Source organism: Emticicia fontis, from assembly GCF_054779675.1.
Window position 1 is genome coordinate 82,343 of record NZ_BAAGXU010000001.1, and the last position, 12,954, is coordinate 95,296.

10 protein-coding genes are annotated in these 12,954 nt (G+C 37.1%); 6 read left to right on the forward strand and 4 right to left on the reverse strand.

The features are described 5' to 3' along the window. The first annotated feature begins 6 nt into the window (after positions 1 to 6). Positions 7 to 1,452 (forward strand): Asp-tRNA(Asn)/Glu-tRNA(Gln) amidotransferase subunit GatB, encoded by a 1,446-nt coding sequence (gatB, locus tag ACYVFA_RS00300; RefSeq protein ID WP_460469781.1) that lies wholly within the window; start codon positions 7 to 9, stop codon positions 1,450 to 1,452. A 42-nt stretch (positions 1,453 to 1,494) separates the two neighbouring features. Continuing rightward, positions 1,495 to 2,691: a redoxin domain-containing protein gene (locus tag ACYVFA_RS00305; RefSeq protein ID WP_460469782.1), complete on the forward strand. Its 1,197-nt coding sequence runs from the start codon at positions 1,495 to 1,497 to the stop codon at positions 2,689 to 2,691. A 60-nt stretch (positions 2,692 to 2,751) separates the two neighbouring features. Here ACYVFA_RS00305 and ACYVFA_RS00310 read toward each other — a convergent pair whose 3' ends face one another. After that, complete coding sequence (locus tag ACYVFA_RS00310) at positions 2,752 to 4,617, reverse strand: glycosyltransferase family protein (protein ID WP_460469783.1); 1,866 nt, start codon at positions 4,615 to 4,617, stop codon at positions 2,752 to 2,754. Positions 4,618 to 4,795: 178 nt separating this feature from the next. On the opposite strand from ACYVFA_RS00310, the gene ACYVFA_RS00315 reads away from it, so the two are divergent. The 3 genes from ACYVFA_RS00315 (at position 4,796) to ACYVFA_RS00325 (ending at position 7,566) form a co-directional block, all read left to right on the forward strand. Beyond that, on the forward strand, positions 4,796 to 5,701 hold the full coding sequence (locus tag ACYVFA_RS00315; RefSeq protein WP_460469784.1) for a DMT family transporter: 906 nt from the start codon (positions 4,796 to 4,798) through the stop codon (positions 5,699 to 5,701). 87 nt (positions 5,702 to 5,788) lie between these two features. Further along, entirely contained in the window at positions 5,789 to 6,706 is a 918-nt protein-coding gene (locus tag ACYVFA_RS00320; protein ID WP_460469785.1) for a hypothetical protein, read from the forward strand. A gap of 71 nt (positions 6,707 to 6,777) precedes the next feature. Further along, positions 6,778 to 7,566, forward strand: a complete 789-nt coding sequence (locus ACYVFA_RS00325) for a hypothetical protein (RefSeq protein WP_460469786.1) — start codon at positions 6,778 to 6,780, stop codon at positions 7,564 to 7,566. A 78-nt stretch (positions 7,567 to 7,644) separates the two neighbouring features. Here ACYVFA_RS00325 and atpG read toward each other — a convergent pair whose 3' ends face one another. From atpG to ACYVFA_RS00340, 3 genes are all read right to left on the reverse strand, one after another. Then, positions 7,645 to 8,529, reverse strand: coding sequence for a F0F1 ATP synthase subunit gamma (gene atpG / locus ACYVFA_RS00330; protein WP_460469787.1), 885 nt, complete (start codon positions 8,527 to 8,529; stop codon positions 7,645 to 7,647). A 55-nt stretch (positions 8,530 to 8,584) separates the two neighbouring features. Beyond that, positions 8,585 to 10,162, reverse strand: a complete 1,578-nt coding sequence (gene atpA / locus ACYVFA_RS00335; protein ID WP_460469788.1) for a F0F1 ATP synthase subunit alpha — start codon at positions 10,160 to 10,162, stop codon at positions 8,585 to 8,587. Between the two features lie 170 nt (positions 10,163 to 10,332). Continuing rightward, positions 10,333 to 10,617 (reverse strand): hypothetical protein, encoded by a 285-nt coding sequence (locus ACYVFA_RS00340; protein ID WP_460469789.1) that lies wholly within the window; start codon positions 10,615 to 10,617, stop codon positions 10,333 to 10,335. A 386-nt stretch (positions 10,618 to 11,003) separates the two neighbouring features. Here ACYVFA_RS00340 and ACYVFA_RS00345 point away from each other — a divergent pair, with 386 nt between their 5' ends. Continuing rightward, on the forward strand, positions 11,004 to 12,758 hold the full coding sequence (locus tag ACYVFA_RS00345; protein ID WP_460469790.1) for a hypothetical protein: 1,755 nt from the start codon (positions 11,004 to 11,006) through the stop codon (positions 12,756 to 12,758). Positions 12,759 to 12,954: the final 196 nt, after the last annotated feature.

A 12,954-nucleotide genomic window follows, 5' to 3' on the forward strand; every position in this document is an offset into this window, starting at 1 on the left:
TTTTTCATGCAATACGAAATTGTTATAGGACTAGAAGTACATTGTCAACTTTCGACTGAAAGTAAAATTTTTGCTTCAGATTCTAACCAATTTGGCAGCGAGCCAAATACGAATATAAGTGTAATTACTTTGGGTCATCCAGGAGTATTACCAAAGTTGAACAAAAAAGCCGTAGAATATGCTATCAGAATGGGTCTGGCCTGTGGCTGTGAAATAAGCAGGAATAATTATTTCGACCGCAAAAACTATTTCTATCCCGATCTTCCAAAAGGCTATCAGGTATCACAGGATAAATACCCTATCTGCAAAGGAGGTGGCGTAACTGTGCGCCTGAAAGACGGTAAACAATTCAAGGAAAGATTTCTTGAACTGCATCATATTCACCTAGAAGAAGATGCAGGAAAATCTGTACACGAAGGAGAAAGTGCTTATACTCGTCTGGATTATAATAGAGCTGGTACACCTTTGGTTGAGATTGTGTCGGAACCATGTATGAGAAGTGCTGAAGAAGCTGGGGCGTATCTAACTGAGATAAGAAAGATTGTTCGTTATCTGGATATTTGTGATGGCAATATGGAGGAAGGCTCTATGAGGGCCGACTTGAATATATCTATTCGGCCGATAGGAACTAAGAAATTAGGTACCAAAGTAGAGATAAAAAATATGAACTCTATCCGTAACCTGCAAAGAGCGGTTGAATTCGAGTTTAAGCGCCAAGTACGTATGGTAGAAGCTGGTGAAGAGATTATTCAGGAAACACGTAGTTTTGATGCCGATACAGGAGAAACCTTTGGTATGCGTGTAAAAGAAACCATGAACGATTATCGTTATTTTCCTGAACCAGACTTAGCTCCGATCAGAATTTCGGAAGAATGGCTTCAATCGGTTAAAGATAAAATGCCTGCTTTACCTCATGAGTTATTCAAGCAATTTACACAGGAATACGGAATACTAGATGAGCATGCAGTAGTATTGACTGATAGTAAAGATATCGCAGGGTATTTTCTGGAAACGACTCAGTTCACCAAAAATCACAGAGCCATTGCCAATTGGCTGACCTCTACGATTAAAGGTTATCTCAACGATAAAAGCATGGAGATTAATGGATTGCCTCTGAAACCTAATCAATTGGCTGAATTGATTAGTCTGGTTGACGAAAATAAAATAAGCAGTTCTACTGCAGCGCAGAAGCTTTTTCCGTTATTATTAGAAAATCCTGAATCATCAGCTTTATCATTAGCCGAATCTAACAATTTAATTCAGCAAAGCAATACTGACACCTTGCAAACGTTAATCAACGAGATTCTATCTGCTTATCCTGATAAAGTGAAAGAATTTAAGAGTGGCAAAAAAGGTCTACTTGGCATGTTTGTTGGAGAAGTAATGAAAAAATCAAAAGGTACTGCCGACCCTAAACTCACGAATCAATTGTTGATGGAAGCTCTAAAGTAAGCGATTCAACCTGAATATTAGAATAATTGAATTAACACATATATGAAACAATCTCTTTTTGCTATATGCTTTCTGGCCTTTGGTCTGGCTTGTCAGTCTCAGCCGCAGAATGCACCAGCTGATACCAAAGCAAGTACTACCAACGGAAAGCCGTTTACCATAAAAGGTAAATTAAATAATTCGGTAGCTGGTAAGGTTTATCTGGAAAGAATGAACGACAGAAATATTCCATTGAAAGTAGATTCAGTGAAGATTGCTGCAGATAATACTTTCATAATCAATGGGAAAGCAGCCGAACCAGGGATATATCAGGTCAACATAGCTAATCAACAGGTAATTGGTTTGATTTTAGACGGTGGTGAAAACCTGAGTATAGTAGCGGATGGCGTAAGCACTCCAGACAAAGCCGCTACTTTCAGTGTTGATGGGTCTCCTGCCATGGCTAAATTTAATCAGATAGTAGCCGAAGCTCAGAAATTCCGTCAGACACAAACTACCTTACAAGAGCAGTTTGATGCCGTCTCAAAGAAAAAAGACGAGAAAAAGAAGAAAGAACTTCAAGCACAATACATAGCAGCAGAAGAAACCTATTCTAATACGATCAAACCAATGATTGCTGACTTAGGTACTTCGTTAGCGGGTTTGATTGCTATTAACAATTTTCTGAATCCTGAAAAAGACTTTGAGGTATTTGCTAAAACTGCCGCTCAATTAGAAAAAGAAGGTCAAAATCACTTCTTTGCTAAGCTTTTTAGAGAAGACGTAAAACGCAGAAGCGCGGGTTCGGTAGGCTCAGAAGCACCTGATTTTTCTTTGGTAGATTTATCAGGTAAAAGTGTGAAATTATCAGAACTGAAAGGTAAAGTAGTAATTCTTGATTTTTGGGCTACTTGGTGTGGACCTTGTATCATGTCTTTCCCTGGTATGAAACAGGCAATGGATAAATACAAAGATAATCCGAATGTACAGTTTTTATTTGTAGATACTTTTGAAAGAGTTGATCAAAGCCAATGGAAATCAACCGTTACCAACTTTGTTAATCAAAGAGGATGGAACTCTTATCCTGTTATTCTTGATATGGGTGGAGAAGTAGCCCTCAACTACGGCGTGAACGGCATTCCGGCAAAATTCTGTATTGATAAAGAAGGGAAGATTAAATTCAAAAGTACTGGCTACATGGGCTCTAGCGAGCTGATAGTACAGGAAATGACGAAGTGGATTGATGAAGCTGGGAAATAGAAAATAGCCCCAATAAGATATTAAAAAGGGAAGATTTTAAAATCTTCCCTTTTTAATATCTTATAATCTGGTAACACCTTTACGTTTCAATGCTAAATCATGAGCAGTGTCATAATAAGAACGTAGGTTAGTCCAGTCAAATATCTCTGAGATATTTTCTACACGATTACGTTGCATAATACGGTCACGACGGTTCATTGTCACGAAATTAAACATGATGTCAGCCAACTGGTCGGCAGCCTCATCATAGCTTTTTTCCTTGCGATCTACTACATATACTCCTACGCTTTCGTAATCTTTCATCAATTGAATCATAAAGTCTCCAAAGCCTGATAAATCACTTGTTACAGTTGGTATACCACGAACCACGCACTCCAAAGGTGTATATCCCCATGGCTCATAATAGCTTGGAAAAACCCCCAGATGACAACCTCTTACAAACTGGCTATACTCCATACCAAACAATGGATTGGTAGGCGAAATAAAGTCAGGATGATACACAAATTTTACACGATCTTGCTGATGGTTCAGTAAGTTAGTATGTTTGAGATAATTTGTAATTTCATCTTCTTGTTTTAATAAGTGCGTAACTGTTTGCGGTAACTTCTTAGTCTTCCAGGTCTGAATCGTGCGGCGCAATCTTAATCGCCAGTATTCATCTACAAACTCGTTCAAATCCGGCAAATTATGGTTTTCGTCAGAAGCAGACGCGTGGAATAAGTGCTCACCTACTTGTTTCTCAATTGCCTCACAAGTTTCTCTTATTTCTTCCATTACAGCTCTTGATTGCAAGACCTCAGGATTAATTGAATAGACAGGATTTTTTGTAATAATAAACATCACAATAGTCGTATCAAGTCCCGCCTGTACAATTTTAAAGTTGAGCCTTTTCAATGCTTCCAAGGTCAAATCGTAGCCTTTGTTTCTAAACTCGTAACGTCCTGAAGTAAAGAAATAAAGTGTATTATCTAAATCCCATGAATAACTCTGGAAGAAATGCCCCATCACAAACTGATGGATTTTCTCTTTGTATTTCATGTGAAGATTCTGGAACTCGTGTGTAGCAGCAAAACGAGTTACGTTCAATCCATTTGGTAAAATTAAATCACAGGTACGCCCAAAAAACACTTCGCATTCTTTGGCTGTCACATCGCTTACAGTTGTTAATACATGGCATTTCTGAGCAGCAAAGCGTTCAATTTTTGCCTGCGCTTCTACGCCATAATGTTGTGCTTCATATTCCCAATTGTAGTAACGAAGTTTCTCATAGAAATCTGGCTCATTACCTGCTATATAACGACCCAACATAGTAGCGTGGGTAGTAAATACAGTAGAAATAGGCACATTATCTGCACGAATATCTATCAAAGCCGTTGCCACCATCCACTCATGGAAATGCGCTGCTATATCATTCTTATGCCCATAGGTTTCGCCAAATTCTGTCAGAAATATTCGAATCATTTCACCTAACACAATCACCTGATCGACCAAAGGTTCTGCATTTAATGTCGAAATCTGATGTTTGTTCCAGAGAGCATGTTTCAGGTCATTGCTTTTGTATAGTAGATTCTTGAAGTCCAATAAAACAATTTTGGGTTTGCCTGTTACCAGCCATCGGCCGTAATGTGCTTCATAACCCATTTCCTGCATTCGCTTTACAATCCTGCCAAAATATGACTCTTCCAGATCTTCGATAGGTTCAAACTCAACCATGGCAGTGTTCTGAAAATAGGGACCTATCAGACAGTAATTCTCGCCCCATTCTTCTACCATCGAAGGCACTTTAGAACGGATAACTGTATAAATTCCACCAACTTGGTTACATACCTCCCAAGCTATTTCCATCAATAACGGCTTCTTTTGCTCACGGGGCTGGATACTAATAGTTTCTTCTGATTCTTTTCTTAGTTTTTTGGACGTTACCATGTGGGTTAATTAATTTAATCTATTCCGAATGAGTGAATTATGTAATTATTTTCAACAATAGCAATAAAAAATTTAACTTTTCAAATATTCGTGAACTTAATAGTTGGTTGGAATGTACAAAATAAAAACAAAGCTATCATTTTTACCTTTTTGAAAATCATAAGAGGATTTATTTTTTATGACAGACCGCGCAAAGTATTTGATTGGGGCATTTTTGGTATTTGGAGCGGCTTTTGGATTTGCATTAAAAGGTATTTTTATTAAATCAGCCTACCAATATGGTATTGATTCTATCTCGCTTTTATCGCTGCGTTTCCTGTTCTCTGCGCCTTTTTTCCTGTTCATTATTCTCCGCAAAAGATACAAAGAAGAATCTCATCCTATCTTTGCCAAAAAGCGTTGGCTTTATGTGGTTCTGGTGGGTTTTATCGGTTATTATATATCTGCTTACGTCAATTTCTTAGGGCTCGAATATATCTCTGCCAGCTTGGAGCGGATTCTTTTATTCATCTATCCTACTTTCGTTCTATTGATTAATGCTTTTCTGGTTAAAAGAAGAGTAACAGGTTTACAATGGCTGGCTCTCCTAATTACTTACGCAGGTATTACTATAGCTTTTATCAAACATTTTGAGGCGCATCAGCAGAAGAATATTGCCTTAGGGGCTTTTCTGGTTATTTTAAGTGGCCTCACATATTCATTCTATCTGGTTAGCAGTGATAAACTCATCGGTAAATTAGGCACAACCCGTTTTACTTCCTGGGCTATGCTATCAGCTTTGGTACCGACCTTGATTCATAGTTTTTTTTATAATAGACTCGATATTTTTCAATTTCCACCTCAGGTTTACGTTATAGCTTTATCAATGGCCATTTTTTCTACGGTACTGCCAACCTATATGTTTTCGGCAGGTATCAAGCGTGTTGGTTCAGGTAATGCTTCCATCATTGCCAGCATAGGCCCTATTTTCACCATTATATTAGCCACTTTGTTTTTGCACGAACCCATCTGGTTAGAACAAATCATAGGCACGATTTTAGTACTAACAGGAGTATTTCTGGTAAGCTGGAAAGGCAAAAAATAATACAATTCATTTATCAATTAGAAGATTTAATGCACTTAAGGCATTTTATTAACTAAATTTGAAAGATATTTTACGAAACCGATATTTATGAGATACGTGTGTTTCCTTTTCGGGGTCTTGCTATTGGCCTCATGCAATAAAAAAGAATCAAATCGACAGCCACAACTTTGCGACAATCAGGACTTCCAAAAGTATTGGTATACAGCTAATGCCGAAATCAGTAGTTATAGCCTGAAACAGGCACAATTTGGTAACCTGCACGATGGCGAAGCTATTATGATTTTCAATACGGAAGATTTTCGTAAAGATAAACACGTAAAGTTGGAGTCTGATGCCAAGGAGAAAGCAGTGAAAGTAATGAAACTAAACTTTATCAGGCGTTTTGTTACTGGTATCCACGACTTCTCAATGTATACTTCTGTTTTTACGCCCGTTCATACACAAGATATTACATCTACCTTAAAAGTATCTAATACCAACCAGGATTGGAGTGGGCAAACATTCCTGCAATTGAATTTCCGCCAGAATGGCTATCAGGTTTTAGGTAAATCTTATTTCGAAGAAGAAATTGAAGATGATTACCATATAGATAAAGCAATTCTGGAAGATGAGCTCTGGACACGCATCCGGTTAGTGCCTTGTCAGCAATTACCAGTTGGTAAAGTCATCCTGATTCCGAGTCTTGGTTCACTTCGTCTGAGACGAGAAAAGGCTGCACCTGCCATTGCGGACGTTACTTTAGAGCCTTATAAAGGCGATTCAACTTTCAGAGGAGACTCTTTATTTGATTATCGGGTAAATTATATTGAAAGCAAACGAAGCCTCAGAATTATATTCGAGAAGAGTTTCCCTCATAAAATTGTAGGTTGGGAAGAGAGTTATCGTGCACATAATAAAACCTTAACTTCAAGAGCGGTTTTAAAAGCCACCATTCAAAATCCTTATTGGCAGAAAAATATGCCTGCTGACACCATTTATAGAAAAAAGTTAAATTTGAAGTATTGATTTCATAATTTTGTGCTGTATTTTACGTTCAAGGTTCTGTATTCGGTTCATATCTAAGAACATAAACAATTATGATGAAAAAGAGCAATTTTGTTTATTTAATCGCTACTTCCTTTTTTCTATCATCGGCACTTTTCTCTTGCGGAGACAAAGAAGCCCAAAAAACTGATACCCAAGCTAATAGTCCGAGCATTCATACATTGATTTTCATTGACAAAACTGCAAGTGTTGATGTGCAGAAACCATTTGTTGCACAAAAATACCAGCAGGCACTCACTTCTATAATCGAACAGAATTTCAGAAAAGCAGGCGATACTTTCCAGATATATTATATCCACGAAAATACCTCTAAGGCTCGCACCTTATCGCTTGTCTGCCGTACCGAAATGGAGGATACAGAAGGCGTGAATGCTACTGATTTAGAAGCTATCAAAACCTCTTACGACTTATCAATCCGCAAAGAGCGTAACTTCGTTACTCAGCAATCTTTTAATCGTCTGAAAGCCCAAAACGATAATGCTTCAAACCTTGAAACCAATATCACAGCAAGTATCCCGGTGATTGCCAAACTAGCAGAAAACCCAGGTGATGTAAGGGTTTATTACCTGAGCGATATGGTAGAGAGTGTAAAAAATGGCAGAGATTTTCAGATACGCCCGCCAAAAGATGATGCAGAAGCAGAAGCATGGGCAACAACTGATGCAGCCAAATTGAAAAACTACCAGCTAAGCGGTCCTGAAATATCTATGATTCTCCCATTCGAACCCACGAGTTCATCTAAAGAAAATAACCCTACTGTTACACACTACTGGCAGAAATTGTTTGAAAGCCTTGGGGTAATGAGTGTGAATGAAATGTGATAAATAATTCAACTCTTACTCAACAAAAATAGGCAAATCTTCCGATTTGCCTATTTTTTATATCTTTCTGACAAGAAATTAGTTTCCTTTCAAAGCCTCGGCACCACCTACAATCTCCAAAATCTCTTTGGTAATGGCGGCCTGACGACTACGGTTATATTCAATTTTCAATGAACGAAGTAGCTCGTTTGCATTGTCAGTTGCTTTATCCATCGCTGTCATACGAGCACCGTGCTCAGAAGCATTCGATTCTAATACTGCCTTAAACAATTGCATTTTAATCGCCTTTGGTATTAACTCCAATACAATCTCCTCTTCCGAAGGCTCAAAAATGTAATCAATTTTGCTGGCTTTAGCCTCATTCGCTTTTTTATCTACCAATGGTAACATCTGCTCTACACGAAGAATCTGTGTAGCCACGTTTTTGAACTCGTTGTAAACCAATTCAACTACGTCGTATTTACCTTCCTCGAAAGCAGTCATGATTGCTTCAGCAGCCGAACGTGCATGCGCAAAGTTCAGGTTCTGAAAGATACTCATGTAAGTATCGTTCACTTTGAAATTACGACGTTGCAATGCCTCTCCACCTTTCTTTCCTAACGCCAGAATTTCAACATTGCCTTTAGCCGCCTGCGAAGGGTATTTTTCATTAATCGCAGCCAAAGCCGCTTTAATGATATTTGCATTAAATGCACCGCAAAGTCCTCTGTCTGAAGTAACCACTACTACCAATACTTTCTCTACCTGACGTACCGTTGTAAAAGGGCTTGTAGCACCTACTTCGGTATTGGCAGAAACCGTAGCAATCAGCTCGTTCAGTTTGGTAGCATACGGACGCATCTGAAGGATAGCATCTTGTGCTCTACGCAACTTCGCCGCCGATACCATTTTCATGGCTTTTGTAATCTGCGTCGTTGAGTTTACTGAGACAATTCTATTTCTAACTTCTTTTAATGAAGGCATCTTTCTATATAATTAAGAATGAAAAGAGCTTTTACACTCTTTTCATTCTATGTTATTAAGCATATTTTTGAGCTAACTCTCTACCAACTTTCTTGATAGTATCGGTAGCTGAATCATCTAATTTACCAGCAGCAAGTCCTTTTAATACATCAGGATATTGCGCTTTCAATAAAGTAATAAATTCAACTTCAAATTCTTTTGTTCTGCTTACCGAAACTTTGTCGAGTACACCATTAATAGAAGCATAAATGATAGCTACCTGCTCACCTACCGCAGACGGAGAGAACTGTGCTTGTTTCAAAATCTCCTGGTTACGACGACCACGTTCGATAGTCAATTTCGTAGCAGCATCAAGGTCTGAACCGAACTTCGCGAAAGCTTCCAATTCACGGAACTGCGCCTGATCCAATTTCAAAGTACCTGCTACTTTTTTCATTGATTTAATCTGAGCGTTACCACCCACGCGAGATACCGAGATACCTACGTTGATAGCCGGACGGATACCTGCGTTGAACAAGTTTGACTCAAGGAAAATCTGACCGTCAGTAATCGAGATTACGTTAGTTGGGATATAAGCCGAAACGTCACCCGCTTGTGTTTCAATGATTGGAAGGGCTGTTAATGAACCACCACCTTTTACTTTACCTTTCAATGAAGGAGGAAGGTCATTCATGTTTTGCGCAATCGCGTCATTGGCAGTTACTTTAGCGGCACGCTCCAGCAAACGGCTATGTAAGTAGAATACGTCTCCTGGATAAGCTTCACGTCCTGGAGGACGACGAAGTAATAATGACACCTCACGGTAAGCAACCGCTTGTTTTGATAAGTCATCATATACAACTAGTGCAGGACGACCAGTATCACGGAAATACTCACCAATGGCAGCACCTGTAAATGGCGCAAAGAACTGCATTGGAGAAGGATCTGATGCACCAGCGGCTACGATTACTGTATAATCCATAGCACCATATTTACGTAAAGTTTGCTCAACCGCTTTGATGGTAGATGCTTTCTGACCACAAGCTACATAAATACAGAAAACTGGTTCGCCTTTATCGTAAAATTCTTTCTGGTTGATGATAGCATCGATACAAACCGCCGTTTTACCTGTCTGACGGTCACCGATTACTAACTCACGTTGACCACGACCGATTGGAATCATCGCGTCAATCGCTTTAATACCTGTTTGAAGAGGCTCTGTTACAGGCTGACGATAGATAACACCCGGAGCTTTACGCTCTAAAGGCATTTCGTAAGTTTCGCCTTGAATCGGGCCATTACCATCGATTGGCTCTGCAAGTGTGTTTACCACACGACCAACGATACCGTCACCTACTTTCACAGAAGCGATTTCGCCAGTACGTTTTACAGTTGCACCTTCTTTGATACCTGTTGCATCTCCTAAAAGTACCGCTCCCACGTTATCTTCTTCCAGGTTCAATGCAAGGGCTTTTAAGCCGTTTTCGAAAGCCAGCAATTCCCCGGCTTGTACTTTTGATAAACCATATATACGTGCTACACCGTCTCCGATTTGTAACACAGTACCTATTTCTTCAAGTTCCGCTTCGGTTTTTGAACCTGCTAGTTGTTCACGTAGAATCGCCGAAACTTCATCTGGTCTGACTGATGCCATATTATATTTTGATGAGTTTTTAAATGTAGATTCGAAAATAGGTAGTACACCTTCATTTTTCGGGTGCAAAAGTACGACACATTTTTCACAATTCCGATATTTTAGGTAAAAAAAGATACATAAAAGTAGGACTATTTTTAGAAAACGGCTTTTACGCTTATCGGAGCAACTTAAATGCTGAAATATGGGTATTCAGAATATTCTTTGTTCCGCAAGAAATGATTCTTCTTTGAAAGATTCATTGGCTGAAATTGTTTCAATATTTCATTAAAGCATTTGTTTACACTGATTATCCAAAGGCCATTATTATCTTTTTTCAAAAAGGTAGTCACCGTAGCGTATACCTTTTCCGGTCCTGTTTTAGTGGTCGTAATATTGATTTTTTGAAAACCAATGTTGCCCTCATTAAAAAAGGTTCCCACCATAATGGCTCTATTACCTATTTTGATTTTCATTCTCGTTTTAGAAATTTTAATAATTGTTATGCGAATGACTAATTGTGGACGACCAGCAGAGAACAGTTAGTTCTGGATGGTCATTCATGACTTGGCTTTTCCTAAATTTCGGAATTAGAATTGAGTTTTGAAAGTGTTTGGGAAGTTTTTAGCTAAAATCGTACTGTTGGGGTTATTCTAGCTTACAGCTAAAGTTGCATACGTCGTGTAGTCGAAATGTCCTGCCATGTCTCGCCCTGAAATAGGTTTGTGTAAACCTATTTCAGGGCGAGACATCTAAAAAATCACCGAATAATAACTTTATTTGTTTAATGCAATACATATACGTACTATTGATTTCTTAATGTCAATTTATATAATGCTTAAACACCTTACGTCCCTAAAATATGGTAAAAATTAAATCTATTGAAATAACAAATATTAAAGGAATAGGAAATCGCTCTTTCAATTTAGATTTGATACCTAATAAACCTCATATTCTAGTCGCGCCAAATGGATTTGGAAAGAGTTCATTTGCTATAGCTTTTAAATCTCTTAAAAAGGGGAGAATTGATTTAGAAGATAATCATTATTATTTAAGAAAGGAATCTAATCGTCCAATTCTGGAATTAGAAATTGATGAAGACGGTAGTTTAAATCAATTAATAGCTGATGACACTCAAAATACGATTTTAGATAAATTTGACGTATTCGTAATTAACAGCCAAGTTATAGCAAAAGCATCATTAAGGAAAATTAGTGGTAAAACTGTTGCAAAACCCTCATTAGAAATTGAACCAACTGTTTTAATAAGCACAATTCCAGAAAAAAAAGAATTTGGATATAATTATGCTGGTACGAAAAAAAAATTTGGTGCAGTTGGTAAAATTTTACCTGATATTAGTGAACTTCTTTCTAATTCATCGTTCCTCCATGATTTAGAGAATGAAATTATACTTGAAAAATTTGGGCAATTAAAAATATCAAAAGAAATTAATAGAATAGAGTCTGAAATTAAATCGCAAAACGGCACTGTTGAGGAGATAAAAACCTGGATTCAAGTTAATAAAATTACAGAACTTCAAGGAATTGAAGAATTAAACAGATTGGCAGTGCTTATTAAAAGGCTTAATAATACTATTAAAAATGAAATTGACAGTTTCCTTGCCGCTTTTCAAATAATTGAAATATATAAAAATTCCAACTCCGACTTTAAAAAATCAGTTAAATACATTCATTACTTCGCTTTAAAAAACGATTTTACTCAAATGCTTCACGCATTTAATACTACAAGATTAAAAATTAAACCCATAGAAAATAAGCAAAAGGGATTAATAGTAGAATGGCCAAAAGTCTATGAAATTTCAAATGGTGAAAGGGATATTTTATCTTTTGTTATTCTACTAATGAAAGCAAGAAATACTTTCAAAAAGAAGAACTGTATTTTAATAATCGATGAAATATTTGATTATTTAGATGATGCTAATTTAATTTCGCTTCAATATTTTATAACAAATTTAATTGAGGATATGAAAAAAGAAGGAAAAAACTTTTTCCCTATTTTAATGACTCATTTAGATCCAGTTTATTTTAGACATTTTTGCTTTAATAAGCACAAAATGAAAATCTCTTACTTAAAGAATGTTGCTAGTACAGCAAATCCGAATTTATTAAAGCTCGTAAGGAAAAGAGGTGAAGATTCAATAAAAACACAACTTGATAAACACTATTTTCACTTTCACCCTATTGACATAGATTTAACTACAGAATTTACCGCCTTAAATTTAGATACAGTTTATGCTCAATCGAATAACTTTCACCGAAAAATTCAGCAAGAGATTACAAAATATCTTAATAATCAAACAGACTTTTGTCCTTTAGCAATTTGCTTTGGAATTAGAATAAAAATTGAATCTCTAATATATGATAAAATTAATCTCGGAGAGGACAAGCAAGCGTTTCTTGATGAACATGGAACCTCAAAAAAATTAGATTTTTGTGAAACTCTTGGGATTGATATACTTGAATCATTTTATCTACTGGGAATTATATACAATGACCCGTTACATTGGAATGATTGGTCTGACATAGTTCTACCATTAGCAATAAAGCTTGAAAACTTAGTAATAAAAAAATTAATACGTGATATATTTAGTTTATAAATTCTGTCATAAGCTATCATATTGCCCCCTAATAAAACAAAGAACCAAGAGCCTTGTGTTTCCTCTGAGTCTTTTTGTGAAGCTGTAGCTTGTATACAACGTAAACTCTGAAGGAATATAAAAAGGTAGTACTTGGGAGAATTGCTTTGAGGGGATTATCCCCCTTGGATGAAGAATATGCTTCTTATCAACAGAC

Bases quoted from the DNA above. Each gene is read 5' to 3' on its own strand.
- gatB (WP_460469781.1), top strand. From the start codon at position 7: ATGCAATACGAAATTGTTATAGGACTAGAAGTACATTGTCAACTTTCG.
- ACYVFA_RS00305 (WP_460469782.1), top strand. From the start codon at position 1,495: ATGAAACAATCTCTTTTTGCTATATGCTTTCTGGCCTTTGGTCTGGCT.
- ACYVFA_RS00345 (WP_460469790.1), top strand. From the start codon at position 11,004: ATGGTAAAAATTAAATCTATTGAAATAACAAATATTAAAGGAATAGGA.
- ACYVFA_RS00315 (WP_460469784.1), top strand. From the start codon at position 4,796: ATGACAGACCGCGCAAAGTATTTGATTGGGGCATTTTTGGTATTTGGA.
- ACYVFA_RS00310 (WP_460469783.1), bottom strand. From the start codon at position 4,617: ATGGTAACGTCCAAAAAACTAAGAAAAGAATCAGAAGAAACTATTAGT.
- atpA (WP_460469788.1), bottom strand. From the start codon at position 10,162: ATGGCATCAGTCAGACCAGATGAAGTTTCGGCGATTCTACGTGAACAA.
- atpG (WP_460469787.1), bottom strand. From the start codon at position 8,529: ATGCCTTCATTAAAAGAAGTTAGAAATAGAATTGTCTCAGTAAACTCA.
- ACYVFA_RS00340 (WP_460469789.1), bottom strand. From the start codon at position 10,617: ATGAAAATCAAAATAGGTAATAGAGCCATTATGGTGGGAACCTTTTTT.
- ACYVFA_RS00320 (WP_460469785.1), top strand. From the start codon at position 5,789: ATGAGATACGTGTGTTTCCTTTTCGGGGTCTTGCTATTGGCCTCATGC.
- ACYVFA_RS00325 (WP_460469786.1), top strand. From the start codon at position 6,778: ATGATGAAAAAGAGCAATTTTGTTTATTTAATCGCTACTTCCTTTTTT.